The sequence below is a fragment of the Kitasatospora sp. NPDC054939 genome, from assembly GCF_053610105.1.
This window is the reverse complement of sequence record NZ_JBSGXP010000056.1, coordinates 20,611-47,270: the sequence shown is the minus strand read 5'-3', so window position 1 is coordinate 47,270 and position 26,660 is coordinate 20,611. Positions and strand designations below refer to the sequence as shown.

The following is a 26,660-nucleotide window of genomic DNA, read 5'->3' as shown; positions in this document are numbered from 1 at the left end:
GTGCCCCGGCCGGGCCTTCCTACGGCGCCGCCGAACCCCCGCACACGTGAGAGAAGACATTCCAGTGACCGTTGAAAACCGTACCGTGGTCGTCACGGGTATCGGCGCCTTCACGCCGCTGGGCGGCGACGCCGCCACCACCTGGGAGAACCTGCTGGCAGGACGCTCCGGGGTGGCCGCCCTGACCGAGGAGTGGGCCGCCGAACTCCCCGTGCGGATCGCCGCGCGCACCGCCGTGGACCCCGGCGACGTGCTGCCCCGCCCGGTCGCCCGCAAGCTGGACCGCTCGGCGCAGTTCGCGCTGATCGCGGCCCGCGAGGCCTGGGCCGACGCCGGTTACGAGACCCCGGCCACCGACGAGTCCTCCAAGCTGGCCCCCGAGCGCCTGGGCGCCGTGATCGCCTCCGGCATCGGCGGCGTGACCACCCTCCTCGACCAGTACGACGTGCTGAAGGAGAAGGGCGTCCGCAAGGTCTCCCCGCACACCGTCCCGATGCTGATGCCCAACTCCCCGGCGGCCAACGTCGGTCTGGAGGTCGGCGCCCGCGCGGGCGTGCACACCCCCGTCTCCGCCTGCGCCTCCGGCGCCGAGGCGATCGGCTACGCGATCGAGATGATCCGCACCGGCCGCGCCGACGTCGTGGTGGCCGGCGGCACCGAGGCGGCGATCCACCCGCTGCCGATCGCCGCGTTCGCCAACATGATGGCGATGTCCAAGAACAACGACGACCCGCAGGGCGCCTCGCGTCCGTACGACAAGGGCCGCGACGGCTTCGTGCTGGGCGAGGGCGCCGGCGTGGTCGTGCTGGAGTCGATCGAGCACGCCGAGGCGCGCGGTGCCCGGATCTACTGCGAGGCGGTCGGCCAGGGCCTGTCCTCGGACGCGCACCACATCGCGCAGCCGGAGCCGACCGGCGCGGGCGTGGCCCGGGCCATCGCCGACCTGTTCGAGCGCAACGAGCTGGACAAGGCCGAGATCGTGCACGTCAACGCGCACGCCACCTCGACCCCGCAGGGCGACACCGCCGAGCTGAAGGCGCTGCGCAAGGAGCTGGGCGAGCACCTCGACCACATCGCCGTCTCGGCCACCAAGTCGATGACCGGCCACCTGCTGGGCGGCGCCGGCGGCATCGAGACCGTCGCCACCGTGCTGGCGCTGCACCACCGCACCGCCCCGCCGACCATCAACGTCCAGGAGCTGGACGACGAGGTCGACGCGGACATCGTGCGCGAGCCCCGCTCGCTGCCGGCCGACGGCCGGATCGCCGCGCTGAACAACTCGTTCGGCTTCGGCGGCCACAACGTGGTGCTGGCCTTCCGCACCGTCTGACGGGTCCGTCCGTACGCCGGAGGGGCCGACGCATCGCGCGTCGGCCCCTCCGGCGTCGGTGCGTTCAGACCACCTGGTGCAGCCAGCGGACCGGGGCGCCCTCGCCCGCGTAGCGGAAGGGCTCCAGTTCGTCGTCCCACGGCTTGCCGAGCAGCCGCGCGATCTCGTCCTCCAGGTCGGCGCCCTCGCTGCGGGCGCGCAGCAGGACGGCGCGCAGGCGGTCCTCGGGGATCAGGATGTCGCCGTGGATGCCGGTGACGGCGTGGAAGATGCCGAGCGTGGGCGTGCTGCTGTAGCGCTCGCCCTCGGCGGTGGGGCAGGGCTCGCTGGTGACCTCGTAGCGCAGTAGTTGCCAGCCGCGCAGCGCGGAGGCGAGTTTCGAGGCGGTACCGGGCTCCCCCTGCCAGGAGAACTCGGCACGCCAGTGGCCGGGTGCGGCCGGCTGGCGGATCCAGTCCAGGCTCACCCGCACACCGAGCACCCCTGCGACGGCCCACTCGACGTGCGGGCACAGCGCGCGGGGCGCGGAGTGGACGTACAGGACTCCACGTGTCGTCACCGGGACCTCCAGGCTGTGGACGAGGGTCGCCTTCCCCAGCTGCCTCGTGCCGCGTGCGCCTGCAGTTGATCCACAGTTACCCACGTTAGCCGACATTAAGCTACTAAATTGAGCAAAACGGACAGGCTTTCGCTCAATGCTAATCGAATCCCCAACGAGGTCCACCCCTCGGTCGGATCTCTCCCCCGAACGGCCCCATCACCAGGGCCCGACCACCGTACCGCGCTGCCCCGCACCTTGGCTGACGCACTTTCGGATCGGGTCGACATGCGGTAGTGGGGGCCGTTCGCCCGCGCCCGTACCCGAACCGCCCCGCGCGCCCGGGCGGGCGGCGGGGCGGTGCCCGGCGCGCTGCGGCGCGGGCCGGACGGGTCGGCGGGCCGACGCGGGGTCAGCCGTCGAGGCGCACGACCATCTTGCCGGTGTTGGCGCCGCGCAGCAGGTCGAGGAAGGCCTCGGGGGTGTGCTCGAAGCCGTCCACCACGGTCTCCTCCCAGCGCAGCCGCCCCTCGCGCAGCCAGCCGCCGACCTCGGCGAGGAACTCCGGGCGCAGCGCGGCGTGGTCGCGCACCAGCATCCCCTCCAGGCGCAGCCGCTTGCCGATGGCCAGCGCCAGGTTGCGCGGGGCGGCCGGGCCGGCGGTGTCGTTGTACTGGGCGATGGCGCCGCACAGGACGGCCCGGCCGTGCACGCCGAGCGCGCCGATCGCGGCCTCCAGGTGGTCGCCGCCGACGTTGTCGAAGTAGAGGTCGATGCCCTCCGGCGCGGCCTCGGCCAGCTGCACCTTCACCGGGGCGTCCTTGTAGTTGAAGGCGGCGTCGAAGCCGTACTCCTCGACCAGCCGGGCCGTCTTCTCGGCCGAGCCGGCCGAGCCGACCACCAGCGCGGCGCCCTTGAGCCGGGCGATCTGGCCGACCAGCGAGCCGACCGCACCCGCCGCGCCGGAGACGAAGACCCGGTCGCCCTCCTTGAGGCCGCCGACGGCGAGCAGGCCCGCGTACGCGGTCAGTCCGGGCATGCCGAGCACGCCGAGATAGGCGGACGGCGGGGCCGCGTCGGGGTCGACCTTGACGGCCTGGCCCGCGCCGACGGTGGCGTACTCGCGCCAGCCGAGCCCGTGCAGGACGGTGTCGCCGGGCTCGAAGCCCTCGGCCTGCGAGGCGACGACGAGGCCGACCGCGCCGCCGTCCATGACCCGGCCGAGCTCGTACGGCGGGACGTAGGACTTCACGTCGTTCATCCGGCCGCGCATGTAGGGGTCGACCGAGAGATGGGTGTTGCGGACCAGGATCTCGCCCGGGCCGGGGGTGCGGACGGGCGCCTCGACCAGCGCGAAGTCCGCCGGGACCGGCCAGCCCTGCGGGCGGGCGGCGAGGTGCCACTCACGGGCGGCGGCGGGCACATCCTGGGGGGCCATGGCAGTACTCCTCGATGCATGAAAGGTTGAGCCAGTGAAGCAACCATGGGCATGAAAGGTTCATGTTGTCAACTGTTCAGGTACACTGGGAGCCATGGACACCCAGCCGACCCGGGCCGCCGCCGAGCCCGACGAGATCACCCGTGAGGTCGTCGACCTGATGGCCAATCTGGTCGCGCTCTTCCACCGCGAGTACGAGGAGGCCGCCGCCGCCCGCTCGCTCACCGGAGCCCAGGCCAAGGTCCTCGCCCTGCTGCGGCTCGGCCCGATGCCGATGCGCCGGATCGCCCAGACCCTCAGCTGCGAGCCCTCCAACATCACCGGCATCGTCGACCGGCTGGAGTCGCGCGGCTTCGTCACCCGCGAGGCCGACCGGCAGGACCGCCGGGTCAAGCTGGTCGCCGCCACCGAGAGCGGCGCGGTGGCCTCGGCCGAGCTGCGCGAGTCGCTGAACTTCGCCCGCGAGCCGCTGGCCGCCCTGGACGGCGACGAGCGCGCCGTGCTGCGCGACCTGCTCCGCCGGATGCTGTCGAACGCCTCCGGACCGGGCGCCTGAGCGCCCGACCCGCCGGCGTGAGCGGAATCACACGCCACCGGTCGGTCTCCGGCCGAATTCCCTGTCGGTCGCGTGTCAACCGAACCGCCTCCCAGGGCGTCTAACGTTCGAGAGTTCGGCACCACCCGGTCCGTGGGCGGCAGGCCGTGCGCACTTTGACACGAAAACGGGGGACTCCGGGGCGATGAGCAGCAGCGTGCGCAGGCGGCGGATCGTTCGCACCGCCCTCGGCGTGGTCGCCGTCCTGGTGCTGTCGGTCACGGGCGCCGGGGCCTGGTTCTACCACCGGCTGGACACCAACATCACGACCTTCGACCCGGGCGGGGTCGCCACCACCCGCCCGCCGGCCCCGGTCCCCGTCAAGCCGGGGGCCTCGGTGCCCGTCAACGTCCTGCTGCTCGGCTCGGACACCCGCAACGACGGCAACGCGGACCTCGGCGGCGGCGAGGAGGGTGTGGGCCACTCGGACACCGCGATCCTGCTGCACGTCTACGCCGACCGCCGGCACGCCGTCGGCGTCTCCATACCCCGGGACGCCCTAGTCACCATCCCCTCCTGCAGGCTGCCCAACGGCAAGTGGACGGCGCCGCGGACCGGCCGGATGTTCAACGAGGCGTTCACCGTCGGCGGGTCCCCCCAGGGCAACCCGGCCTGCACCCAGAACACCGTCGAGGAGCTGACCGGCCTGCGGATCGACCACACCATCGTGGTCGACTTCAAGGGCGTCGCCGCGATGACCGACGCCATCAAGGGCGTGGACGTCTGCGTGCCCAACGCGGTCGACTCGCACAACATCAAGCTGAAGAAGGGCCCGCAGAAGATATCCGGCCAGCCGGCCGTCGACTACCTGCGGGCGCGCTACGGCTTCGGCGACAACTCCGACATCGGGCGGATGAAGCGCCAGCAGGCCTTCCTCTCCTCGATGATCAAGAAGGTCCAGGGCCTGGGCTTCGACCTCCCCACCCTGCTCCCGCTGGCCGACGCCGCCACCCGCTCGCTGACCGTGGACGAGGGCCTCGGCTCGGCGATGAAGCTGGTCGAGTTCGCCCAGTCGCTGCAGCACATCAAGCTCTCCGACATCACCTTCGTCACCGCCCCGTGGCGCTACTCCGGCAGCCGGGTCGCGCTGGTCCACCCCGATGTGGACACCCTGTGGAAGCTGCTGCGCGAGGACCGCACGCTGGACGGGCAGAGCACCGCGCAGAGCGCGGCGCCGTCCTCGGCCTCCCCCTCGGCGGGCTCCGCCTCCCCCACCGCCCCGGCCACCCAGCCGCCGCTGACCCCCGAACAGGCCGCCGTACCGGTCCAGGTGGTCAACGGCGTCGGCACCCCCGGACTGGCCGGCCGGGCCGCCGAGACGATCAAGGCGAAGGGCTTCACCAACGTCGCCCTCGACCGCACCAGCGGCGGGCGGCTCAACACCGAGATCGCGCACGCCCCGGAGCTGAAGGCCGTCGCCGAGCAGCTCGCCCCGCTCTTCCCCGGCGCGCGGCTGGTCGAGGAGCCCGGCAGCGAGGCCGTCACCGTCACCCTCGGCCGGGACTTCCGCCCGACCGCGGCCCCCACCGCCGGTACGGACGCCGTCCGGCCGGGGGCCACGCCGACCCCGGGCGGTACGGCCGAGCCGCTCCCGACCGGCGTGCCCACCGGGATCGCCGAGAACACCCGCGGCGCCGACACCGACCCCTGCGCGGACCTCACCTTCGGCTGACGCCCGCCCCGGGACGGGCCGCCGGAGCGGGGCGCGGGAAGGTCCGGAAGAATTCCGCGCCCGGGCCGAATCCTTCCGGCCCCCGGACGACTCTTGTTCCCGACACCCCGGCCACCGCGCCGGGCGAGGACGAGACGGAGGAACCGACATGACGGTGGTGGCGATCGTAGGACTGGGCGCGATCCTGGTGTGCACCTGCGTGGTGACGCTCACCAGGCGGCGCCGCGGCAACCGGGCCGGTACCTCCCGGGACCGCGGCTGATGGGCGCCGCAGCGGCCCGCCGGCCGGCCGGGGCCCACCCGGGCTGGCCTGACGAGGGCACCATCGAAGCGGCCCGGGACGGCGACCCGGCCTCGCTGGCCGCCGTCATCGACGGCGCGCACCCGCACGTGCGCCGCTTCGCGCACAGCCTCTGCGCCGGCCCGCAGGACGCCGAGGACGCGGCCCAGGAGGCGCTGATCGTCCTGTACCGCCGGATCGGCACGCTCCGCGCGACCGGGGCGCTGGCCTCCTGGATGTTCCGCGTGGTGCGCAACGAGTGCCTGCGCCGGGTGCGCTCGGCGGTGGCCGTCCGCAGCGGCCCGCCGACCGCCGGGGGGCGCACGGCGGAGCCCACCGAGCGGTCCGCCGAGGACAGCGCCCTCACCCGGCTGGAGGCGGAGCGGATCGCCGCGGCGGTCGGCCTGCTGCCGCAGGAGCAGCGCGTGGTCCTGCTGATGCGGGACGTCCAGGGGCTGCCCGGCCCGGTGGTCGCGCGCTCGCTGGGGCTGAGCACCCCGGCGATGAAGTCCCGGCTGCACCGGGCCCGCTCGGCGGTGCGCCGCAGCCTCGCCGCGGCGGACGCCGGCCCGGACGGGGGCCGGCGGTGAGCGGGCGCCCCCTGTCGCGCCACCTGGCCCGCGGCGCGCTGGGGTTCGGTCTGCTGGTCGGCGGCGCGCTGCTGCTGACCACCTCCTGGCCGGTGGCGCTGGCCGCGCTGGCACTGGGCCTGGTGGCGCTGCGGGGCTGCCCGACCTGCTGGGCGGCCCGGCTGGTCGAGCTGCTCGCCCGGGGGCGGCTGGAGCGCCGCTGCGAGGACGGCACCTGCACCCTGGTGGCACCGGGCACCGCCGGGAAGCACTGACGCGGCGGCACCCCGCCTCCGGGGTGCCGCCGCCCTCACTGCGGGTCGGGCAGGCCGGTGACGACGGCGGTCAGCCGGGTGCCCCGGGGGAAGGCGCCCGCGGCCGCCAGCCGGTGCAGGGCGAGGAGCAGCTTGGCGACGTAGCGGCGCTCCAGCGCGATGCCGTGCCGCTGCTCGAAATCCGCCGCGAACGACTCCAGCTCGGCCGGCACCCGCCCGTAGCCGCCGCCGTGGTGGTCGTGGTCGATCCGCCAGTTGCCGAACTCCCTGCCGTACGCCTCCCGGTGCAGCCGGGTCACCTCGCTCTCCAGGTAGCCCGCGCCGCCGCGCAGCACCGCGACGCCCAGCGCCCGGGCCCCGGCCGGCAGGCCCGCCGCGATGCCGGCGAGGGTGCCGCCGGTGCCGACCGGGCAGCAGACGACGTCCCGCCCGCCGAGGTCGGCCAGCTCCGCCGGGACGGCCGCGGCGCCGACCGCCGCGAGCGCGTTGGAGCCGCCCTCCGGGAGGACCAGGCAGGGCCCCCAGCGCCGCTGCAGCCCGGCCGCCACCGCCGGGTCGGCGCCGCCCGCCGCCAGCGCCCGGTACTCGGTGCGGGAGAGGAAGGCGAGCCGCATGCCGGACGCTTCCGCGGCCCGCAGCGACCAGTTGCGCGGGGCGTCGGCCAGCTCCTGGCCGCGGACCAGGCCGACGCTCTCCAGGCCCAGTGCGCCCGCCGCGGCGGCGACCGCCCGCAGGTGCGTGGAGTAGGCGCCGCCGAAGGTCAGCAGCCGGGTGTGGCCGTGCTCCAGGGCGTGCGCGAGGTTGGGGGCGAGCTTGCGCCACTTGTTGCCCGGCACCGCGGGGTGCAGCAGGTCGTCGCGCTTCAGCCGCAGTTCCACCCCGGCACGGGCCGGCGCACCGGCGGTGCAGTCGACGAGCGGGGTGGGGAGGCGGGCGGCTTCGAGCACCGCGCCAGGATACGGAGGGCGCCGCCGAGGGCGTCAACGGGCTCCCCGGGCGGCCCTATTCGGGTGATTCCCGGCCTGTCGGCGCGGCCCGGGAGGCCGCCTGTCCTAGAGTTCGTGCAGGTGGCGGCCAGTGCCGAGCGGTGGGGCGGGTGGGACTCGAACCCACGACCAAGGGATTATGAGTCCCCTGCTCTAACCGGCTGAGCTACCGCCCCGGTTCGCCGTGCGCGCCGGGTTCCCGGCTGCGGCAGCAGCAGACGGCCCCGCGAGGCCGTCCCGGGCAGCATAGCCGGTCGATCACCCCTGGTGCGCGCCAGGGGCGCAGCCGGGTGCGTACGAGATCGTTCCGGTACCTGCGGCGCGGGCCCGGTGACGGGGTGTCCGGGGTCCGCCGGGAGGGTGGTGGCGCCGCCGGGCCCGGACTGGTAGATCTTCCTCACGAACGGCGGCCCGCAGCACCGACCAGGCCGCCCCGAGCACGAGGGAGCGAGCCCGGATGGCCACCCGCCCGGTACGGCCCGCACGCGCGGGGCAGGCGCTGGCCCTGGCGGCCGTCCTGTTCGCCGGCGGGACGGCCTGCGGCGCGGAGCCGGCCCCGACCGCCGAGGTGGCCCCGCAGAGCGCCGCCGGCGACCGGATCGGCACCCTCGCCGTCCGTACCGCCCAGGGCCCGCGGGCCTGCACGGCGAGCGTGGTGCAGAGTCCGCGGCGCAATCTGCTGCTGACCGCCGCCCACTGCGTGCAGAGCGGCCCGATCGGCCTGCTGGACGGCCTGGTGTTCACCCCCGGCTACCGCAACGGCTACTCGCCGTACGGGAGTTGGCCGGTGCTGGCGATCACCGTCGACCCGCGCTGGACGGCCGGGGAGGATCCGGAGTACGACGTGGCCTTCGTCACCGTGCAGCCCGTGGACGGGGTGCAGGTCGAGGAGGCCGTCGGCGGGAACCCGCTCGGGCTGGAGCGGGGCTTCGGCCTGCCGGTCGCGGTGACCGGCTACCCGCACGAGCGCGACGAGCCGATCACCTGCGCGGCCACCACCAGCGAGCAGAGCCCCACCCAGGAGCGCTTCGACTGCCGCGGCTACACCCACGGCACCAGCGGCAGCCCGTGGGTCACCGCGGACGGCACGGTGGTCGGCGTCATCGGCGGCTACCAGCAGGGCGGGGACACCCCGGACACCTCGTACAGCGTGACCTTCGACGAGCGGGTCGCCGAGCTGTACCGGCAGGCCACCGCCTGACCGGCCCTGGCACCGGGGGCACCGGGGCGCGGGGCCGGGTCGCACGGCGCCGGGAAACACGTAGGCCCCCCGGTCGTCCGAGGGGCCTTCGCTCTGAGCAGTCACCGGGGCGCACCCGGTGCAGCTCCCGCATTTGGACTCGAACCAAAAACCTGCCGGTTAACAGCCGGCTGCTCTGCCAATTGAGCTATGCGGGATCGCGGTACTGCGGTGGTACTGCACGCAGGACGGCCGACCCGGAGGTCTGCCGCCCGGAGCTCCCCCAATTGGACTCGAACCAATAACCTGCCGATTAACAGTCGGCTGCTCTGCCAATTGAGCTATGGGGGATCGGGCTACCGCCCCGGCTCCCGGCTTCCCGGGCTCCGCGGCGCTCGCTGCGGGACATACATTAGCGCACTCGGGGGGGTGGTCCGCCAATCGCTTTCCCGGCCGCCCCGGCGCACCGCCCGGCGTGCCCGCGCGCGCCCGGCGGACGGCCCGGGGATGCTGGGGGCACGGACGGTTCGCCGCCCCGTAGGACGGGTAGGGCAATGCGGCAATGGCCGCCAGGAGAGGGTGGAATCCGATCATGTGGAAGCTGTCGTTCATCGTCGGGCTCGCGGCGGGCTACGTCCTGGGCTCGCGGGCAGGCCGCCAGCGCTACGAACAGATCGCCAAGGTCACCCGGCAGGTGGCCCGGAACCCGAAGGTCCAGGGCGCCGCCGACAAGGCCAGGCACCAGGCCGGCGAACTGGCCGGGAAGGCCGCCGGGGCCGTCGCCGACAAGGTGGGCGACCGCCTGCCGAACTCGGTGACCGACCGGGTGCCGTACTTCAACCGCCCCCGCGTCGAGCAGGACAGTTGGGGCACCTACCGGCCGTGAGCCGGAAGGACCGCGCGGCGGCGCGGCGGGCCGGGGGCGGTACCGAACGGGCAACACTTCCCCGGCCTGCCCGCGCCGCGACGCGCGCTGAGGCATGATCTCGACATGGCCATCGTCGCGGGGATAGACAGCTCCACCAGCCGCACCCGGATCGTCGCGTGCGACTCCGGGACCGGCGAGGTGCTGCGCTCCGGCAAGGCACCGCACCCCGCCCCGGAGGGGCCGGACGCCCGGCCCGGCGAGACCGACCCGCAGGCCTGGCTGCACTCGCTGGGCGACGCCGCCACCGGCGGCCTGCTGGAGGGCGTCCGCGCGATCGGCGTCTGCGCCCAGCAGCACGGCATGATCGGGCTGGACGCCGGCGGCGTACTGGTGCGCCCGGCGATCCTCTGGAACGACCCGCGGGCCGGCGGCGCCGCCGCCCACCTGCTGGACGCGCTCGGCGGGCCGGAGGCCTGGACCCGGGCCATCGGCGCCGTCCCCGGCCCCACCTACACCATCGCCAAGCTGCGCTGGCTGGCCGAGTTCGAGCCGGCCAACGCCCGGCGGGTGGCCGAGGTGCTGCTGCCGCACGACTGGCTGGTCTGGCAGCTGCTGGGCCACCCCAAGCGGCGCACCACCGACCGCGGCGACGCCTCCGGCACCGGCTACTGGTCGCCGATCACCGGCGAGTACCGCCAGGACCTGGTGAAGATCGCGCTCGGCCACGAGCTGAAGCTCCCCGACGTGCTCGGCCCCGCGGAGCCCGCCGGACACACCCCCGAGGGCCTGCTGATCTCGGCCGGCACTGGCGACAACATGGCCGCCGCGCTCGGCCTCGGCCTCGGCCCGGGCGACGCGGTCGTCTCCCTCGGCAGCGCCGGGACGATCTTCGCGGTGCACGAGCAGGCCGTGGTGGACGCCACCGGGCTGGTCTCCTCGTTCGCCGACGCCACCGGCCGGCACCTGCCGATGGTCGCCACCCTGAACGCCGCGCAGGTGCTGCGCTCCACCGCCGCCCTGCTCGGCCAGGACCTCGCCGGCCTCAGCGAGCTCGCCCTGCAGTCCACCCCCGGCGCGTACGGGCTGGTGCTGCTGCCGTACCTGGACGGCGAGCGGACCCCGGCGCTGCCGCACGCCGCCGGCACCCTGAGCGGCCTGCGGGCCGAGTCGATGGCCCCCCAGCACCTGGCCCGGGCCGCCGTCGAGGGCATGCTCTGCAACCTGGCGGACGCGCTGGACGTGCTGCGCGCCCAGGGCGTCGGGGTGCGCCGGGTGTTCCTGCTCGGCGCGGCCGGCCGGCTGCCGGCGGTCCAGCAGATCGCGGCGCTGCTGTTCGGCGTCCCGGTGGTCGTCCCGCCGCCCGGCGACCACGCGGCGCGCGGCGCGGCCCGGCAGGCCGCCTGGTCGCTCGCGGGCACCCCCGAACCGCCGTCCTGGCCGATGCCGGAGGCCGTCACCGTCACGCCCGACCCGGACGAGGACCTGCCGGTCGGCGCGGCCGTGCGCAGCCAGTACCGGGCCACCCGGGAGCAGGCCTACCCCGAGACGGCCTGAGCCCGGCCCGGGCCTGAGCCCCCCGTCGACGGCGCCGGCCCGCCCCGGGCGGCCGTCCCGAAGATGCGTCACCCCCCGGCCGGTGGCAGCGTGGGAGGCGGCGCGGCCGACCGGCCGGCGGAGCGAAGGGCGGCTGGGACAGATGGCGCTGCACAAGGGAGCCGACGACGACCGCCGGCTGACGGTGAACCCGTTCGTCGGCTCGGCCGACCCGCTCGGCGCGATGGAGCTCGCACCGCCGCTGCACCGGCTCGCCGACGGCCCGGTGCCCGCCGACACCGCGTACCAGCTGATCCACGACGAGCTGATGCTCGACGGCAACGCCAAGCTCAACCTGGCGACCTTCGTCACCACGTCGATGGAGGTCCAGGCGACCCGGCTGATGACCGAGTGCCTGGACAAGAACATGATCGACAAGGACGAGTACCCGCAGACCGCCGAACTGGAGCGGCGCTGCGTGGCGATCCTCGCCGACCTCTGGCACGCCCCCGCACCGGACGACGCGGTCGGCTGCTCCACCACCGGCTCCAGCGAGGCCTGCATGCTGGCCGGGCTCGCGCTCAAGCGCCGCTGGATGAGCCGCAACGCCGAGCGCTACGCCGCCGGGGCCCGGCCCAACCTGGTGATGGGCGTCAACGTCCAGGTCTGCTGGGAGAAGTTCTGCACCTTCTGGGAGGTCGAGGCGCGCACCGCGCCGATGGAGGGCGAGCGCTTCCATCTCGGCGCGGAGCAGGCGGTGGCGCTCTGCGACGAGAACACCATCGGCGTCGTCGGCATCCTCGGCTCCACCTTCGACGGCTCCTACGAGCCGGTCTCCGAGATCTGCGCCGCACTCGACGACCTGCAGCAGCGCACCGGCCTGGACATCCCGGTGCACGTGGACGGCGCCTCCGGCGCGATGGTCGCGCCCTTCCTCGACCCGGAGCTGTCCTGGGACTTCCGGCTCCCCCGGGTCTCCTCGATCAACACCTCGGGCCACAAGTTCGGCCTGGTCTACCCGGGCGTCGGCTGGGCGCTCTGGCGCGACCGGGAGTCGCTGCCGGAGGAGCTGGTGTTCCGGGTCAACTACCTCGGCGGCGAGATGCCGACCTTCGCGCTGAACTTCTCCCGGCCCGGCGCCGAGGTGATCGCGCAGTACTACACCTTCCTGCGGCTCGGCCGGGACGGCTACCGGGCCGTCCAGCAGTCCTGCCGCGAGGTGGCCGGCTTCCTGGCCGACGGCATCGAGGCCCTCGGCTGCTTCCGGCTGCTCACCCGCGGCGACGAGCTGCCGGTCTTCGCCTTCACCACGACCGGTGACGTCCCGTTCGACGTCTTCGACGTCTCGCGGCGACTGCGCGAACGCGGCTGGCAGGTGCCCGCGTACACCTTCCCGGAGAACCGGCAGGACCTCTCGGTGCTACGGGTGGTCTGCCGCAACGGCTTCTCCCGCGACCTCGCCGAGCTGCTGCTCGCCGACATCACCCGGCTGCTGCCCGAACTGCGCAACCAGCCCGGACCGCTGCGCGAACTCGGGGTGCCGGCCCGGACGGGCTTCCACCACTGACCGGCGGTCGGCCTGCGGCGCCGCAGGACTGACGGGGCGCCGGCGGTCCGGCGGAGGTTACGGCGGGGAGGGTTCCGGAAACGGAAGCCCTCCCCGCCGCGCGTCCCTGCGGTGCGCGGCAGCCTCCCCCCGTGAGGCTGCCACGCACCGGTGGGGGCCGGGACGGGCCGGACGGCAGGCGCCGAAGGTGTCCGGACGAAGCGTCCGGGCGGCGCAAGCACCGGCGAGCAGAACTCTGCCGTACGTGCACATGAATGTTCGAGCGGTTACCGGCGGTGTGAGACACTTCCGTCCGTCTCACCGCCGTGACATGCGGTTTGAGACGCCGGGCCGGTGAGGTTGGAGACGCCAAGGCGCCCCCACGGCCCCGGTCGGCACCCGCTCCGACAGTCCGCACCGCCCGTCCCTTCGACCCGCGTGTTTGGAGTACCGCATGGCCTCGGCCTGGAAGGCACTGCCGGAAGAACTCCCGGAGCCGCTGCGGCGGCTGACGGAGCAGCTGCGCGCCGTCAAGGACGACACCGGCCTCTCGCTGTCCGAACTGGCCGCCCGCACCCACTACAGCCGGGCCTCCTGGGAGCGCTGGCTGAACGGCAAACGGGTCGTCACCGAGCAGGCGCTGGACGCGCTCATCGGGGCCGTGGAATGCGACGGGCCGACGCTGCGGGCGCTCTGGACGGCGGCGACGGCGGAGCCCGCTCCGGCCGCGGAGTCCCCGGACGCGGCCGAGGCGGAGGCGCCGGACGTGGCCGAGGCGGAGGCGCCGGACGTGGTGGACGCGGCGGACGTGGTGGATGCCGCGGACACCGGGGATTCCGCGGGTGCCGCGGACCCGGCGGACGGGCCCGAACCGGCGGACGCGGTGGAGCCGGAGAAGGCGCCGGGCGCGGTCGCACTGCTGCGGCGGCCGGTCGCCCTGCTGTCCTGCGCGGCGGTCGTGGTGCTCGCCCTGCTGCTGGTGGCCGGACTCCGGATGTCCGGCGACGACGGCCGGGAGCCGGTGGCCGCCGCACAGCCCGCGCCGCCGAGCAGTTCGGCGCCCGCGAAGCCCGCCTCGCCGGCGCCGCCCGTCCCCGGCTGCCAGGCCATGGGGTGCTCGCACAAGGACCCCAAGACGACCGGCTGCGGCGCGGACGCCCGCACCCTGCAGACCGTCAACGTCGGCAAGGTCGTCTCGTACCTGCGCTACAGCGCGCGCTGCCAGGCCGCCTGGGCGGCCATCACCGAGGGCCAGCCGGGCGACCGTGCGGTGATCACCAGCAGTGCCGGCGAGACCGCCGAGGCGCTGATCCACTGGGGCTACGACAACTACTCGCCGATGGTGAACGCGGCGGACCCGGCCACCACCTTCCAGGTCTGCGCGCGCCCGCAGGGCGGGGACGCGTGCACGGTGGCGGTCGGCGACCTGGCGCACCTGGTCGCGGCCACGCCCGTCCCGGTCGGACCGCCCTCCCCGCCGTCGCCCGCCCCCACCGACCCGGCCACCGCCACGCCCACGCCGACGGGCCCGTCCTCCGACCCGGCGGCCACCGACGCGCCGTCCCCCGCGACGTCCTAGTCGAGGTAGCCGCGCAGTTGGGCGGCGAAGGCGTGGTCACGGAGTTTGACGAGGGTCTTGGACTCGATCTGGCGGATCCGCTCGCGGGTGACGCCGAAGAGGTGGCCGATCTCCTCCAGGGTCCGCGGGCGCCCGTCGTCCAGCCCGTAGCGGAGCAGGACGACCTGGCGCTCGCGGTCCCCCAGCGTCGCCAGGACGGCCTCCAGGTGCTGACGCAGCAGCAGGAAGGTGGCCGACTCGGCGGGTGACGCGGCGTCGGCGTCCTCGATCAGGTCGCCGAGGGCGACGTCGTCCTCCTCACCGACCGGAGTGTGCAGCGAGATCGGCTCCTGGGACAGCCGCAGGACCTCCCGCACCCGCCCCTCGGTGAGCTCCAGGACACCGGCGATCTCGGCCGCGGTGGGTTCGGTGCCGCGCTCCTGGACCAGTACGCGCTGCACCCGCACCACCCGGTTGATCAGCTCCACCACGTGGACCGGCACCCGGATGGTGCGGGCCTGGTCGGCGAGGGCCCGGCTCATCGCCTGCCGGATCCACCAGGTCGCGTACGTGGAGAACTTGTAGCCCCGGGTGTAGTCGAACTTCTCCACCGCCCGGATCAGCCCGAGGTTGCCCTCCTGGATCAGGTCGAGCAGGGTCAGCCCGCGGCCCACGTAGCGCTTGGCGACCGAGACGACCAGCCGCAGGTTGGCCTCGATCAGGCGGCGCTTGGCGATCCGGCCGAGCACCACCAGGGTGTCGAGCTCGCCGGCCAGCGGGTCGGCGGGCGGCGGGTCGCGGTCGAGGTGCGCCTCGGCGAACAGACCGGCCTCGATCCGGCGGGCCAGTTCGACCTCGTCGGCGGCGGTCAGCAGCGGGATCCGGCCGATCTCGCGCAGGTACTGGCGGAGCAGGTCGGCGGCCGGGCCCCAGCCCTCGCGCTCCCGTCCGGGGGCGGAACCGGCCTCCGGCTCGCGGTCGGCCGCGTCATCGGCGCCCTCGCCGCTCCCGCCGTCGGCCTCCGGCCCGGCATCGGGCTCGGCATCGGCATCGGCATCGGGCTCCGGCCCGGCATCGGCATCGGGTTCGGCCGGGGCCTCCGGATGGCCCTCCGGGATGTCCTGCACCGGCACCCGGGCGTCGGGGCCGGCTTCGGCGGGCGGTTCGGCCCGGGCGTGGGCGTCGGGTTCCGACCCGCCGGCCGGGCGGGCGGTCGGGATCGGCTCGGTACGGGCGGTCGCGGCGAGATCCACGGGCATCCCCTCGGGGCGGGCGCGACTCTGGCGGACCCGCGCTGAACGGAGGTGGGACGCCCACCAGTGTGCGGCACGCCACACTCCGTGGCCGAGACTCGTGCGCGGCTTTTCTCACCACCGGCCCTGGACAACCCCTCGGCCGGACGGGGCGTAGGCCGTCCGGCCTAGAGAGCGGCCACGCCCTGGCTGCGCAACTGCTGGCCGTACTGCTGGAGTTGCCACAGCTCGGTCTGTACGGCGTGCAGTTCCTCGGGCGCCGCCCTGGTGCCGAGTCGCTGCAGGTGGGCGCGGACCTCGGCGACCCGGCGGTCCACCGCCAGCAGGCGCAGCTTCACCAGGAACTCCCCCGCGTAGATCGCGTCGACCTTGCGCCGGGAGCGCACCGGCTCCACGGTCAGCTCGGTCACCAGCGAGCGCACCTGGTCGTCCGGGCAGGACTCGCGGACGGCCGAGGTGAAGTCGCCGAGCCCGGAGCCGTACGCGGCGCCGCCCGCCTGGCCGATGGCCCGGCGCACGGCGGTGTAGGGCGGGGTGGGGAACTCGTCCTCGCCGTAGTTGTCGAAGGCCGGGCTGACCAGCTCCGGGTGCTGCAGTGCGAGCTTGAGCAGCTCGCGCTCGACGAACTGCGCCGGGTCGCGCGGGTTGAGCCGGAACGCCTGGCGGACGGGCTGCGGCGGGGCGGCGGGCCCGGGGCGGCGCTGCCGGGCGTCCGCGCCGCGCGGGTTCTGCTGGCGCTCGCGGTCCCAGCGGGCCAGCTGGGAGATCCGGCGGACCACGAACTGCTCGTCCAGGATGCCCAGCATGCCCGCCAGCCGGACGGCGTACTCGTGCTGGATCGAGCGGTCCTTGATCCGGGCGACGATCGGTGCGGCCTCCTCCAGGGCGGCCGAGCGCCCCTCCGGGGTCTCCACCCGGTGCCGGGCCACCGCCGAGCGCAGCGCGAACTCGAACAGCGGCACCGGATTGTCGATCAGCGTCCGGACGGCCTCGTCGCCCTGGGCCAGGCGCAGTTCGCACGGGTCCATGCCACCGGGGCTGACCGCGATCGAGGTCTTCGCGGCGAACTTCTGGTCGTCCTCGAAGGCGCGCAGCGCGGCCTTCTGGCCGGCCGCGTCGCCGTCGAAGGTGAAGACGGTCTCGCCGCGGTAGGAGGAGGTGTCCATCAGCAGCCGTCGGATGATCTTGATGTGGTCCTCGGCGAAGGCGGTGCCGCAGGTCGCCACCGCCGAGGTGACCCCGGCCAGGTGGCAGGCCATCACGTCGGTGTAGCCCTCGACCACCACCGCCCGGCCCGACTTGGCGATCTCCTTCTTCGCCAGGTCGATGCCGTAGAGCACGTGCGACTTCTTGTAGATCGGCGTCTCGGGGGTGTTGAGGTACTTCGGACCGTTGTCGTCCTCGCGCAGGCGGCGGGCGCCGAAGCCGACCACCTCGCCCGCGATGTCGCGGATCGGCCAGACCAGCCGGCCCCGGAAGCGGTCGATCAGGCCGCCGCGCTGGCCCTGCGAGGCCAGGCCGCCGAGCAGGATCTCCTTGTCGCTGAAGCCCTTGCCGCGCAGGTAGCGGACCAGGTGCTCCCAGCCGGCCGGGGCGTAGCCGACACCGAAGTCCTTCGCCGACTGCTCGTCGAAGCCGCGCTCGCCCAGGAAGCGGCGGCCGATCTCGGCCTCCGGCGAGGCCAGCTGCTCCTGGTAGAAGGCGGCGGCCACCTTGTGCGCCTCGACCAGGCGGGTGCGCTCGCCCTGCTGGTGGCGCGGGCTGTAGCCGCCCTCCTCGTAGCGGAGGGTGATGTTGGCCTGGGCGGCCATCCGCTCGACGGCCTCGGCGAAGGTGAAGTGCTCGATCTTCATCAGGAAGGCGATGGTGTCGCCGTTCTCCTGGCAGCCGAAGCAGTGGAAGACGCCCTTGGCGGGGTTCACATAGAAGGAGGCGGACTTCTCGTCGTGGAAGGGGCAGACGCCCTTGTACTCCCCGCCGCCACCGTTGGTGAGCTGTACGTAGTCGCCGACCACCACGTCGATGGGCAGTGCGCTGCGCACCGCCTGCACGTCTTCGTCCCTGATCCGCCCGGCCACCCCGGAAGTCTACTGGGGCGCCGGGATTTCCCGGCCGCACCGAGGGGCGGGGGCGCCGGGCCGGGAGGCGGCCCGGGCGGTGCCCCGCCCGCGCGGTCACGTCCAGGCGGCGCCGACGAGCTTGGCGTGCAGGGCGAGCGCGGAGGCGTCGGTGAGGGTGGCGATCTGGTCGATCACCGTGCGCAGGGCGGCGCGGTCGTCCTCGGCCTCGTGGTAGAGCACGGTGAAGACCGGGTCGAGGCCCTCGGGGGCGCGCTGGGTGAGCACGTACGCCAGCTCGGCGATCACCACCCGCTGGCGGGCCCGCAGCTGGGCCTGCTCGTCGCGCTGCATGACGTACCGAACGGCGACGGCCTTCAGGACGGCGCACTCCAGCCGGACCTCGCGCGGGACGACCAGCTCGGCCGCGTACCGGGAGAGCCGGCCGGGGCCGTAGCGGGCGCGGGTGGCCTGCTCGGCGGCCAGGCAGAAGCGCCCGATCAGCTGGCTGGTGAGGTCCTTCAGGCCGGCCCGGGCGCGGGCGGTGCCGTCGTACGAGCTGGGCCACCACTCCTGGGCGAGCAGGCGGTCCAGGGCGGCGTCCAGCTCCTCGGGTTCGGCGTCGGGGGCGTAGCGCTCGGCGACCTTGAAGAGCTCGCCGCGCTCGCCGGGGGCGCGCAGGGCGGCCGGGTCGATGTGGCCGGCCTGCAGCCCGTCCTCGACGTCGTGGGTGGAGTAGGCGACGTCGTCGGACCAGTCCATGACGGTGGCCTCGAAGCACTTGCGCCCGGGCGGGGCGCCGGCCCGCAGCCAGCGGTAGACCGGCAGGTCGTCGGCGTAGACGCCGTACTTGGGCGAGGCCGGGTCGGTGGGGTGGGCGCCGCGGCTCCACGGGTACTTGGTGGCGGCGTCCAGGGCGGCGCGGGTGAGGTTGAGCCCCACGCTGCGGCCGGGCCAGGGGGCGAGCCGGGCGGGCTCCTCGTCGAGCGGGGCGAAGCGCTTGGGCTCCAGGCGGGTCAGGATGCGCAGCGACTGCGCGTTGCCCTCGAAGCCGCCGCAGGCCTCGGCGGCCTGGTCGAGGGCCTCCTCGCCGGTGTGGCCGAACGGCGGGTGGCCGATGTCGTGGGCGAGGCAGCCGGTCTCGACGAGGTCCGGGTCGCAGCCGAGCGCGGCCCCGAGTTCGCGGCCGACCTGGGCGCACTCCAGGGAGTGGGTGAGCCTGGTGCGGGGGAAGTCGCTGCGCATCGGGGCGACGACCTGGGTGGTGCCGGCCAGGCGGCGCAGCGCGGCGGAGTGCAGCACGCGGGCGCGGTCGCGCTGGAACGCCGTGCGGCCGGGGCGCTTGTCCGGCTCGGGGACCCAGCGGGCCTCGGCTGCGTGGTCGTACGGGTTCGGGGCTGCGGTGAGGCGGTGCGCGGTGTCGTCCATATGCCCCTCACGGTACGCCGCGGCTCGGACACGCGGGATGTGCCGCGCGCGAAGGGGCGGGGGCCGGGGCGTGAACGCCCGGAGCCGGGGCGGCCCGGGCGGCGGAGGCTGTGGTCGGCCGCGTGGCGGGGGCGGCGGCCGGGCAGCTCAGGCGGCGATCCGCAGCCGGGCCCGGTCGTAGCGGGCCAGCACCAGCCGGGCCAGCAGCGGGTGGTCGCCCAGCGGGGCGCCGGTGTACTCGCCGCCGGCCGCGGCGGCGAGGCGGGCGAAGTCGCCGGGGGCGGTGAAGTACCCGGCCACCGCGACCCGGCGGTGCCCGTCGGCGGTGAGCCGGGCGACGGCCTCGGCGACGGTCGGGCCGCCGGCCGCCACGTAGCCGGGCAGGACGGGCCGGCCGAGCCGGGCGGCGAGCAGCGCGGCCTGCGCCCCGGTGTCGGCGGCGGCCAGCGGGTCGCGGGAGCCCGCAGCGGCGAGGACCACGGCGTCGGCCCCGGAGCCCGCCTCGGCCAGCCGTCGGGCGAGCAGTTCGGTGAGCAGCGGGTCCGGTCCGAGCGGCCGGGTGATCGTGCCGTCCACCCGGGGGGCGGCGGCGAGCGCGCGCGGCAGGTCGACCCGGACGTGGTAGCCGCGGCTCAGCAGCAGCGGGACGAGGACGGCCGGGCCGCCGAGGCCGGCGAGGACGTCGGGCAGCAACGGGTCGTTGAGGCCCAGGTGGGCGAGCCGGACGTCCAGTTCGGGGCGGGCGGCGGCGACCCGGGCGTGCAGGCTCCGGACGGTGGCGAGCGCGGCCGGGTCGTGCGAGCCGTGCGCGACGAGGACGAGGGCGGGGCGCCGTGCGGAGTGCAGCACCCGGGGGGCGGTGAGGGCGGTCGTCGGCGGGGTCATGGGGTCCAAGCGTGGCCGAGCGGTGTTTCCCGGCCGTTGCCCGGCGGTAAGCAGTGGTTTCCCTGCTCTCACGCGGGGGGCCGGTGGCTGTGAGGGCGGTGTGCGGCGGGTGTAACGCGCGGGTCGTGGCGGTGAAACAGCCGGAGGGGAGGGTGGCCGGTATGAACGACACCGCCCCCGCCACCGACACCCACTGTCCGTACTGCGCGCTGCAGTGCGGGATGGGGCTGCGCCGCGCCGAGGGGCCCGTGCCCGTCTCGGTGGTCGAACGGCCCGGCTTCCCGGTCAACCGGGGCGCGCTGTGCGGCAAGGGCTCCAACGCCGCCGCCGTGCTGGCGCCCGGGGCCCGGCTGAGCACCCCGCTGGTGCGGCGCGACGGCGTGCTGCGCCCGGCCGGCTGGGCGGAGGCGCTGGACCTGATCGCCGAGCGGCTCACCGCCACCGCCGGGCGGCACGGGCGGGACGCCGTCGGGGTGTTCGGCGGCGGCGGGCTGACCAACGAGAAGGCGTACCTGCTGGGCAAGTTCGCCCGGGTGGTGCTGCGCACCTCGGCCATCGACTACAACGGCCGGTTCTGCATGTCCTCGGCGGCGGCCGGCGGCATCCGGGCGTTCGGGCTGGACCGGGGGCTGCCGTTCCCGGTCGAGGACATCCCCCATACCGACTGCCTGGTCCTGGTCGGCGGCAACCCGGCCGAGACGATGCCGCCGTTCGTCCGCTACCTGCGCGAACTCCAGGAGAACGGCGGCCGGTTGATCGTCGTCGACCCGCGGCGCACCCGGACCGCCGAACTCGCCGACCTGCACCTCGCCCCGCGCCCCGGCACCGACCTGGCGCTGGCCCTCGGCCTGCTGCACCTGGTGGTCGCCGACGGCCGTACGGACGAGGGGTTCATCGCCGACCGGACCACCGGCTGGGCGGCGGCCCGGGACGCCGCGATGGCGCACTGGCCGGAGCACGTGGAGGCGGTCACCGGCGTGCCGCTGCCCGAACTGCGCGAGGCGGCCCGGCTGTTCGGCGGGGCCGGGCGGGCCATGGTGCTCACCGCGCGCGGTCCGGAGCAGCAGGCCAAGGGCACCGACACGGTCAGCGCCTGGATCAACCTCTGCCTGGCCACCGGCAACGCGGGCCGCCCGTACGCCGGGTACGGCTGCCTCACCGGGCAGGGCAACGGGCAGGGCGGCCGGGAGCACGGGCAGAAGGCCGACCAGCTCCCCGGCTACCGCAAGCTGGACGACCCGGCGGCCCGGGCGCACGTCGCCGCGGTGTGGGGGGTGGACCCCGACACCCTGCCGGGCCCCGGGCGCAGCGCGTACGAGCTGCTGGACTCGCTCGGCCGGGACGTCCGGGCGCTGCTGCTCGCGGGCTCCAACCCGGTGGTGTCGGCGCCGCGTTCGGCGCACGTCACGGAGCGGCTGCGCGCGCTGGACTTCCTGGCGGTGAGCGACGTGGTGCTGTCGGAGACCGCCGAACTGGCCGACGTCGTCCTGCCGGTCACCCAGTGGGCGGAGGAGACCGGCACCATGACCAACCTGGAGGGCCGGGTGATCCTGCGCCGCCGGGCGGTCGACCCGCCGCCGGGGGTGCGCAGCGACCTGGAGGTGCTGCACGAGCTGGCCGGGCGGCTCGGCCAGGGGGAGGGCTTCCCGACCGACCCGGAGAAGGCGTTCGAGGAGCTGCGGCGCGCCTCGGCGGGCGGTCCGGCCGACTACGCGGGCATCAGCTACCGGCGGATCGCCGAGCAGGACGGGGTGTTCTGGCCGTGCCCCGACGAGGGCCACCCGGGCACGCCGCGGCTCTTCCTGGACCGCTTCGCCACCCCCGACGGGCGGGCCCGCTTCACGGCCGTGCGGCACCGGCCGGCCGCCGAGGAGCCGGACCCCGAGTACCCCGTCCGGCTCACCACCGGCCGGGTGCTCGCCCAGTACCAGTCCGGCGCGCAGACCCGGCGGGTGGCCGCCCTGAACTCCGCCGCGCCCGGCCCGTACGTCGAGCTGCACCCGCTGCTCGCCGAACGGCTCGGGGTGCGCGACGGCGAGGACGTCGCGGTGGTGAGCCGTCGCGGGAGGACCGTCACCCCCGCCCGGCTCACCACCGCGATCCGCCCGGACACCGCGTTCATGCCGTTCCACTGGGCGGGCGCGGGCAACGCCAACCTGCACACCAACCCGGCCCTCGACCCGGTCTCCCGGATGCCGGAGTTCAAGGCCTGCGCCGTCCGCATCGAACCGGCCTGAGCCGCCGCGGGCGCCCGCCGGCCGAGCGCCGCCCCACCGTTCCGGGGGCGGCGCTCGTGGTGCGCCCGGGGCCGGCGGGGCTCACAGGGCGCGGCACGGGGCGCTGAGGTGGAAGTTCCGGAGCCGAAACCGACGGGGAGCGGGTGGGAAACAGGCGGCCGCGAGGGTTGGTCCATGACAGCAACCGAGAGCCGTGTGGTGATCGTCGGCGGCGGGATGGCCGGCCACCGGCTGGCACTGCAGCTCGGGGCCCCGGGGGGCCGCGAGGTGGTGCTGGTCGGCGAGGAGGACGGCCCCGCCTACAACCGCGTGCTGCTGGCCGAGGTGCTGGCCGGGCGGTACGGGCCCGAGGTGGCCGCGCTCGGGGAGCTCCCCGCGGGCGTCGTGCGCCGGCCGGGCCGGGTGGTGCGGATCGACCGCGACCGCCGCCTGGTGCACTGCGCGGACGGCTCGGAGCTGGCCTACGGCGACCTGGTGCTCGCCACCGGGAGCAACCCGGTGCTGCCGCCGCTGCGCGGACTGTTCGACGGCGCCGGCGGCGGGCCGGGCGAACTGCCCGCCGGGGTGTTCGCCTTCCGCACGATGGCGGACTGCGCGGCGATCGCCGCCCACCTCCCGGGCGTCCGGCAGGCGGTCGTGGTCGGCGGCGGGCTGCTCGGGGTGAGCGCGGCGCGGGCGCTGGCCGAACGCGGCGTCCAGGTGGTGCTGGCCCACCAGGGCGAGCACCTGATGGAGCGCCAGCTCGACCCGGAGGGCGCCGGGCTGCTGCGCCGGCACCTGGAGGCGCTGGGCGTCGAGGTGCACACCGAGTGCCGGGCCCGGTCCGTGCTCACCGCGGACCGCCGGGTCACCGGGGTGGAGCTCGCCGACGGCTACCGGCTGGCCGCCGAACTGCTGGTCGTGGCGGTCGGGGTGCGTCCGCGCACCGGGCTCGCCGCGGAGGCCGGCCTCGCGGTGCGCGAGGGCGTCCTCGTCGACGACCGGCTCGGCACCGCCGACCCGCACGTGCACGCCGTCGGCGACTGCGCCGAGCACCGCGGCACCGTGTACGGCCTGGCCGGGCCCGCCCTGGAGCAGGCCGACGTGCTGGCCGCGCGGCTGGCCGGCCGCCCCGCCGCGTACACCGGCAGCCGGCTGCTCACCCGGCTCACCCTCGGCGGGGCCGCCCCGCTGGACGTCGCCGCCTTCGGCGAGACCGGGCCCGCCGGGCCCGAGGACCGGGTGGTGCGGCTCGCCGACGCCGCCCGGAGCAGCTACCGCAAGGTGATCGTCCGCCGGGACGAGGGCGGCGGCGACCGGCTGGTCGGCGGCGTCCTGCTCGGCGACCTCACCACCCTCGGCACCGTCGCCGACACCTGGCAGGGCGATCTGGCACTCCCCCACCACCCACTGCACCTCATCACCACCGCAACGACCCCGGGAGGGACCCGATGACCACCACCAAGCCCACCGTCGTCCTGGTCGGCTACGGCATGGTCGGCCACCGCTTCCTGCAAGCCCTGGCCGACGCCGGCGCCGCCGACCGCTACCGGGTCGTCGTGCTCGCCGAGGAGCCCCGACCGGCGTACGACCGGGTCGCGCTGACCTCGTACTTCTCCGGGAAGACGCCCACCGACCTGCTGCTGCCCGCACTGGACGGGCTCGGCTTCGAGGTCCGGCTCGCCGACCCGGCCACCGCGATCGACCGGGCCGCCAGGACCGTCACCACCGCGAGCGGGCAGGAGATCGGCTACGACACCCTCGTCCTGGCCACCGGCTCCTACCCGTTCGTCCCGCCGGTGCCCGGCAAGGACGCCGAAGGCTGCTTCGTCTACCGCACCATCGAGGACCTGCGCGCCATCGAGTCGTACGCGGCCGGGGCGAAGGTCGGCGCGGTGGTCGGCGGCGGGCTGCTCGGGCTGGAGGCGGCGGGCGCGCTCAAGGGGCTCGGCCTGGAGACCCACGTGGTCGAGTTCGCGCCCCGGCTGATGCCGGTGCAGGTCGACGACGGCGGCGGCGAGGCGCTGCGGCGCACCATCGAGGAGATGGGCGTGGTCGTCCACACCGGTGTCGGCACCAGCGCGGTGGAGCCCGCCGCGGACGGCCGGGCCGCCGCCATGACGTTCACCGACGGCAGCCGGCTGGAGACCGACCTCGTGGTGTTCTCGGCCGGCGTCCGCCCCCGCGACCAGCTCGGCCGGGACGCCGGGCTGACGGTCGGCGAGCGCGGCGGCATCGCGGTCGACGAGTTCTGCCGGACCTCCGACCCCGCGGTGTACGCCATCGGCGAGTGCGCGCTGGCGGTCGACGGCCGGGTGTACGGGCTGGTCGCGCCCGGCTACGAGATGGCCGCCACGGTCGCCCGGCAGCTGGCCGAGCAGGCCCCGGAGCCGTTCACCGGCGCCGACCTGTCGACCAAGCTGAAGCTGCTCGGGGTGGACGTCGCCAGCTTCGGCGACGCCTTCGGCACCACCGCCGGCGCCCTCGACGTCGTCTACTCCGACTCCCGGGCCGGCGTCTACAAGAAGCTGGTCGTCACCGCCGACGGGGCGCTGCTCGGCGGCATCCTGGTCGGCGACGCCGAGGCGTACGCCATGCTGCGGCCGCTGACCGGCACCGGCAAGCCGCTGCCGGTGCCCGCCGAGTCGCTGGTGCTGCCCGCCGGGGCGGCCCCGGCGGTCGCCCTGGGCGGGGCCGCGCTGCCGGACGACGCCGTGGTCTGCAACTGCCACAACGTCACCAAGGGCCAGGTGCGGGCCGCCGTCACCGAGCACAGCTGCACCACGGTGCCGCAGGTCAAGCAGTGCACCAAGGCGGGCACCGGCTGCGGCTCCTGCATCAAGCTGCTCTCCACCCTGGTCACCGAGGAGCTGGAGGCGGGCGGCGTCGAGGTCGACAAGGGCCTGTGCCCCTGCTTCGCGCACACCCGGGCCGAGCTGTTCGAGATCGTCCGGGTCAAGCGGATCAGCACCCACCGGCAGCTGCTGGACGGGCACGGGCGGCTGGACGGCGAGGGCTGCGAGGTGTGCAAGCCGACCGTCGCCTCGATCATCGCCTCGCTCGCCCCCGAGCTGGACGCCTCCGGGCACATCCTGGACGGCGAGCAGGCCGCCCTGCAGGACACCAACGACCACTTCCTGGCCAACCTGCAGAAGAACGGCTCGTACTCGGTCGTCCCGCGCATCCCCGGCGGTGAGATCACCCCCGAGAAGCTGATCGTCATCGGCGAGGTCGCCCGGGACTTCGGCCTCTACACCAAGATCACCGGCGGTCAGCGGATCGACCTCTTCGGCGCCCGGGTCGAACAGCTGCCGCTGATCTGGACCCGGCTGGTCGCGGCCGGCTTCGAGTCCGGCCACGCGTACGGCAAGTCGCTGCGCACCGTGAAGTCCTGCGTCGGCTCCACCTGGTGCCGCTACGGGGTGCAGGACTCCGTCGCCATGGCCATCCACCTGGAGCTGCGCTACCGGGGCCTGCGCTCGCCGCACAAGCTCAAGTCGGCCGTCTCCGGCTGCGCCCGGGAGTGCGCCGAGGCCCGCGGCAAGGACTTCGGGGTGATCGCCACCTCCAACGGCTGGAACCTCTACGTCGGCGGCAACGGCGGCGCCACCCCGCGCCACGCCGACCTGCTCGCCCAGGACCTCTCCGACGCCGAGCTGATCCGGCTGATCGACCGGTTCCTGATGTTCTACATCCGCACCGCCGACCGGCTGGAGCGCACCTCGGCCTGGCTGGAGCGGATCGACGGCGGGCTCGACCACGTCCGGGACGTCGTGGTGCACGACAGCCTCGGCATCGCCGCCGACCTGGAGGCCCTGATGGCCCGCCACGTCACCGAGTACCAGGACGAATGGGCCGCCACCCTGGCCGACCCGGAGCGGCTGGCCCGTTTCGTCTCCTTCGTCAACGCCCCCGGCACCGAGGACCCGAGCATCCGCTTCACCCCGGAGCGCGAGCAGATCCGGCCGCTCCTGACCACGCCCGCCCTTCTCCTGGAGACCATCGGATGAGCACCGTCGCCACCCCCTTCCCCACCGTCGCCTCCGCCACCGCCGTCGTCGAGCTCCGGCACGACGGCGCCTGGACCCCGGTCTGCGCGCTGGAGCGCCTCGGGCACGGGCGCGGCGTGGCCGCCCTGCTGCCGGACGGCCGGCAGGCCGCGGTCTTCCGCGACCGCCACGACCGCCTCTACGGCGTCGCCAACCAGGACCCGTTCACCGGCGCCCAGGTGCTCTCCCGCGGACTGCTCGGCTCCACCGCGGACGGCCGGGTCTACGTCGCCTCGCCGCTGCTGAAGCAGCGCTTCGACCTGGCCACCGGGGAGTGCCTGGACGACCCGGAGGTGCGGATCGACGTCCACCCGGTGCGGGTGGTCTGACCCCGCGGGCTCCCGGCCCGAGCCGGACCGGCCCCGGACGGCTCCCCGCCGTCCGGGGCCGCCGGGATTCGGGGC

General features: G+C 75.1%; 21 protein-coding genes and 3 tRNA genes. 14 read left to right on the top strand and 10 right to left on the bottom strand.

All coding sequences use genetic code 11. From position 1 onward, the window contains the following. The first annotated feature begins 64 nt into the window (after nucleotides 1–64). Nucleotides 65–1,330, top strand: coding sequence for a beta-ketoacyl-ACP synthase II (gene fabF, locus ACWGB8_RS18165; protein ID WP_452214493.1), 1,266 nt, complete (start codon nucleotides 65–67; stop codon nucleotides 1,328–1,330). A 64-nt stretch (nucleotides 1,331–1,394) separates the two neighbouring features. Here fabF and ACWGB8_RS18160 read toward each other — a convergent pair whose 3' ends face one another. Together ACWGB8_RS18160 and ACWGB8_RS18155 are read right to left on the bottom strand one after the other, a co-directional pair. Further along, the gene (locus ACWGB8_RS18160; RefSeq protein WP_452214492.1) at nucleotides 1,395–1,889 is read right to left on the bottom strand and encodes a DUF3145 domain-containing protein; all 495 of its coding nucleotides are present in this window, start codon (nucleotides 1,887–1,889) and stop codon (nucleotides 1,395–1,397) included. A gap of 391 nt (nucleotides 1,890–2,280) precedes the next feature. Continuing rightward, entirely contained in the window at nucleotides 2,281–3,306 is a 1,026-nt protein-coding gene (locus ACWGB8_RS18155) for an NADP-dependent oxidoreductase (RefSeq protein WP_452214491.1), read from the bottom strand. Nucleotides 3,307–3,400: 94 nt separating this feature from the next. On the opposite strand from ACWGB8_RS18155, the gene ACWGB8_RS18150 reads away from it, so the two are divergent. From ACWGB8_RS18150 to ACWGB8_RS18135, 4 genes are all read left to right on the top strand, one after another. Continuing rightward, nucleotides 3,401–3,862: a MarR family winged helix-turn-helix transcriptional regulator gene (locus ACWGB8_RS18150; protein WP_452214490.1), complete on the top strand. Its 462-nt coding sequence runs from the start codon at nucleotides 3,401–3,403 to the stop codon at nucleotides 3,860–3,862. Between the two features lie 184 nt (nucleotides 3,863–4,046). Further along, nucleotides 4,047–5,573 carry an LCP family protein gene (locus tag ACWGB8_RS18145; protein ID WP_452214489.1) on the top strand — a complete coding sequence of 509 codons (1,527 nt, stop codon included), beginning with the start codon at nucleotides 4,047–4,049 and terminating at the stop codon, nucleotides 5,571–5,573. A 261-nt stretch (nucleotides 5,574–5,834) separates the two neighbouring features. Continuing rightward, the gene (locus tag ACWGB8_RS18140) at nucleotides 5,835–6,443 is read left to right on the top strand and encodes an RNA polymerase sigma factor (RefSeq protein ID WP_452214488.1); all 609 of its coding nucleotides are present in this window, start codon (nucleotides 5,835–5,837) and stop codon (nucleotides 6,441–6,443) included. Beyond that, a complete protein-coding gene (locus tag ACWGB8_RS18135) occupies nucleotides 6,440–6,697 on the top strand; it encodes a hypothetical protein (RefSeq protein WP_452214487.1) in 258 nt (85 codons plus the stop codon). Before ACWGB8_RS18140 ends, ACWGB8_RS18135 begins: the two co-directional genes overlap by 4 nt. 35 nt (nucleotides 6,698–6,732) lie before the next feature. Here ACWGB8_RS18135 and ACWGB8_RS18130 read toward each other — a convergent pair whose 3' ends face one another. Together ACWGB8_RS18130 and ACWGB8_RS18125 are read right to left on the bottom strand one after the other, a co-directional pair. Then, the gene (locus tag ACWGB8_RS18130; protein ID WP_452214486.1) at nucleotides 6,733–7,644 is read right to left on the bottom strand and encodes a 1-aminocyclopropane-1-carboxylate deaminase/D-cysteine desulfhydrase; all 912 of its coding nucleotides are present in this window, start codon (nucleotides 7,642–7,644) and stop codon (nucleotides 6,733–6,735) included. Nucleotides 7,645–7,785: 141 nt separating this feature from the next. Then, nucleotides 7,786–7,859, bottom strand: a tRNA-Ile gene (locus tag ACWGB8_RS18125). Between the two features lie 281 nt (nucleotides 7,860–8,140). Between ACWGB8_RS18125 and ACWGB8_RS18120 the strand changes: the two genes are divergently transcribed. Continuing rightward, nucleotides 8,141–8,884, top strand: coding sequence for a trypsin-like serine peptidase (locus ACWGB8_RS18120; protein ID WP_452214485.1), 744 nt, complete (start codon nucleotides 8,141–8,143; stop codon nucleotides 8,882–8,884). 124 nt (nucleotides 8,885–9,008) lie between these two features. Here ACWGB8_RS18120 and ACWGB8_RS18115 read toward each other — a convergent pair. Together ACWGB8_RS18115 and ACWGB8_RS18110 are read right to left on the bottom strand one after the other, a co-directional pair. Next, nucleotides 9,009–9,081 (bottom strand) — tRNA-Asn (locus ACWGB8_RS18115). Between the two features lie 60 nt (nucleotides 9,082–9,141). Next, nucleotides 9,142–9,214 (bottom strand) — tRNA-Asn (locus ACWGB8_RS18110). 238 nt (nucleotides 9,215–9,452) lie between these two features. On the opposite strand from ACWGB8_RS18110, the gene ACWGB8_RS18105 reads away from it, so the two are divergent. From ACWGB8_RS18105 to ACWGB8_RS18090, 4 genes are all read left to right on the top strand, one after another. After that, nucleotides 9,453–9,749 (top strand): hypothetical protein, encoded by a 297-nt coding sequence (locus ACWGB8_RS18105; RefSeq protein ID WP_452214496.1) that lies wholly within the window; start codon nucleotides 9,453–9,455, stop codon nucleotides 9,747–9,749. Nucleotides 9,750–9,854: 105 nt separating this feature from the next. Further along, a complete protein-coding gene (locus tag ACWGB8_RS18100) occupies nucleotides 9,855–11,285 on the top strand; it encodes an FGGY family carbohydrate kinase (protein ID WP_452214484.1) in 1,431 nt (476 codons plus the stop codon). Nucleotides 11,286–11,427: 142 nt separating this feature from the next. Next, nucleotides 11,428–12,831: a glutamate decarboxylase gene (locus ACWGB8_RS18095; RefSeq protein WP_452214483.1), complete on the top strand. Its 1,404-nt coding sequence runs from the start codon at nucleotides 11,428–11,430 to the stop codon at nucleotides 12,829–12,831. A 433-nt stretch (nucleotides 12,832–13,264) separates the two neighbouring features. After that, the gene (locus ACWGB8_RS18090) at nucleotides 13,265–14,389 is read left to right on the top strand and encodes a DUF2690 domain-containing protein (RefSeq protein WP_452214482.1); all 1,125 of its coding nucleotides are present in this window, start codon (nucleotides 13,265–13,267) and stop codon (nucleotides 14,387–14,389) included. Here ACWGB8_RS18090 and ACWGB8_RS18085 read toward each other — a convergent pair. The 4 genes from ACWGB8_RS18085 to ACWGB8_RS18070 form a co-directional block, all read right to left on the bottom strand. Further along, nucleotides 14,386–15,627: an RNA polymerase sigma factor gene (locus ACWGB8_RS18085; protein WP_452214481.1), complete on the bottom strand. Its 1,242-nt coding sequence runs from the start codon at nucleotides 15,625–15,627 to the stop codon at nucleotides 14,386–14,388. The two genes, ACWGB8_RS18090 and ACWGB8_RS18085, sit on opposite strands and share 4 nt — an antisense overlap. Nucleotides 15,628–15,788: 161 nt before the next feature. Continuing rightward, nucleotides 15,789–17,699 (bottom strand): DNA primase, encoded by a 1,911-nt coding sequence (gene dnaG / locus ACWGB8_RS18080; protein WP_452214480.1) that lies wholly within the window; start codon nucleotides 17,697–17,699, stop codon nucleotides 15,789–15,791. 96 nt (nucleotides 17,700–17,795) lie between these two features. Further along, entirely contained in the window at nucleotides 17,796–19,106 is a 1,311-nt protein-coding gene (locus tag ACWGB8_RS18075; protein ID WP_452214479.1) for a deoxyguanosinetriphosphate triphosphohydrolase, read from the bottom strand. A gap of 147 nt (nucleotides 19,107–19,253) precedes the next feature. Then, entirely contained in the window at nucleotides 19,254–19,991 is a 738-nt protein-coding gene (locus ACWGB8_RS18070) for a sirohydrochlorin chelatase (RefSeq protein ID WP_452214478.1), read from the bottom strand. Between the two features lie 161 nt (nucleotides 19,992–20,152). Between ACWGB8_RS18070 and ACWGB8_RS18065 the strand changes: the two genes are divergently transcribed. The 4 genes from ACWGB8_RS18065 to nirD all read left to right on the top strand — a co-directional run bounded on the left by ACWGB8_RS18065 (nucleotide 20,153) and on the right by nirD (nucleotide 26,585). Beyond that, the gene (locus tag ACWGB8_RS18065; protein WP_452214477.1) at nucleotides 20,153–22,228 is read left to right on the top strand and encodes a molybdopterin oxidoreductase family protein; all 2,076 of its coding nucleotides are present in this window, start codon (nucleotides 20,153–20,155) and stop codon (nucleotides 22,226–22,228) included. A 174-nt stretch (nucleotides 22,229–22,402) separates the two neighbouring features. Next, on the top strand, nucleotides 22,403–23,662 hold the full coding sequence (locus tag ACWGB8_RS18060; protein ID WP_452214476.1) for an NAD(P)/FAD-dependent oxidoreductase: 1,260 nt from the start codon (nucleotides 22,403–22,405) through the stop codon (nucleotides 23,660–23,662). Then, entirely contained in the window at nucleotides 23,659–26,217 is a 2,559-nt protein-coding gene (gene nirB, locus ACWGB8_RS18055) for a nitrite reductase large subunit NirB (RefSeq protein ID WP_452214475.1), read from the top strand. The genes ACWGB8_RS18060 and nirB overlap by 4 nt, the downstream gene beginning before the upstream one ends. Then, entirely contained in the window at nucleotides 26,214–26,585 is a 372-nt protein-coding gene (gene nirD / locus ACWGB8_RS18050) for a nitrite reductase small subunit NirD (protein WP_452214474.1), read from the top strand. The genes nirB and nirD overlap by 4 nt, the downstream gene beginning before the upstream one ends. Nucleotides 26,586–26,660: the final 75 nt, after the last annotated feature.

Bases quoted from the DNA above. Each gene is read 5' to 3' on its own strand.
- ACWGB8_RS18155 (WP_452214491.1), bottom strand. From the start codon at position 3,306: ATGGCCCCCCAGGATGTGCCCGCCGCCGCCCGTGAGTGGCACCTCGCC.
- ACWGB8_RS18150 (WP_452214490.1), top strand. From the start codon at position 3,401: ATGGACACCCAGCCGACCCGGGCCGCCGCCGAGCCCGACGAGATCACC.
- ACWGB8_RS18145 (WP_452214489.1), top strand. From the start codon at position 4,047: ATGAGCAGCAGCGTGCGCAGGCGGCGGATCGTTCGCACCGCCCTCGGC.
- ACWGB8_RS18140 (WP_452214488.1), top strand. From the start codon at position 5,835: ATGGGCGCCGCAGCGGCCCGCCGGCCGGCCGGGGCCCACCCGGGCTGG.
- ACWGB8_RS18120 (WP_452214485.1), top strand. From the start codon at position 8,141: ATGGCCACCCGCCCGGTACGGCCCGCACGCGCGGGGCAGGCGCTGGCC.
- ACWGB8_RS18100 (WP_452214484.1), top strand. From the start codon at position 9,855: ATGGCCATCGTCGCGGGGATAGACAGCTCCACCAGCCGCACCCGGATC.
- ACWGB8_RS18095 (WP_452214483.1), top strand. From the start codon at position 11,428: ATGGCGCTGCACAAGGGAGCCGACGACGACCGCCGGCTGACGGTGAAC.
- ACWGB8_RS18090 (WP_452214482.1), top strand. From the start codon at position 13,265: ATGGCCTCGGCCTGGAAGGCACTGCCGGAAGAACTCCCGGAGCCGCTG.
- ACWGB8_RS18085 (WP_452214481.1), bottom strand. From the start codon at position 15,627: ATGCCCGTGGATCTCGCCGCGACCGCCCGTACCGAGCCGATCCCGACC.
- ACWGB8_RS18075 (WP_452214479.1), bottom strand. From the start codon at position 19,106: ATGGACGACACCGCGCACCGCCTCACCGCAGCCCCGAACCCGTACGAC.
- ACWGB8_RS18070 (WP_452214478.1), bottom strand. From the start codon at position 19,991: ATGACCCCGCCGACGACCGCCCTCACCGCCCCCCGGGTGCTGCACTCC.
- ACWGB8_RS18065 (WP_452214477.1), top strand. From the start codon at position 20,153: ATGAACGACACCGCCCCCGCCACCGACACCCACTGTCCGTACTGCGCG.
- ACWGB8_RS18060 (WP_452214476.1), top strand. From the start codon at position 22,403: ATGACAGCAACCGAGAGCCGTGTGGTGATCGTCGGCGGCGGGATGGCC.
- nirB (WP_452214475.1), top strand. From the start codon at position 23,659: ATGACCACCACCAAGCCCACCGTCGTCCTGGTCGGCTACGGCATGGTC.
- nirD (WP_452214474.1), top strand. From the start codon at position 26,214: ATGAGCACCGTCGCCACCCCCTTCCCCACCGTCGCCTCCGCCACCGCC.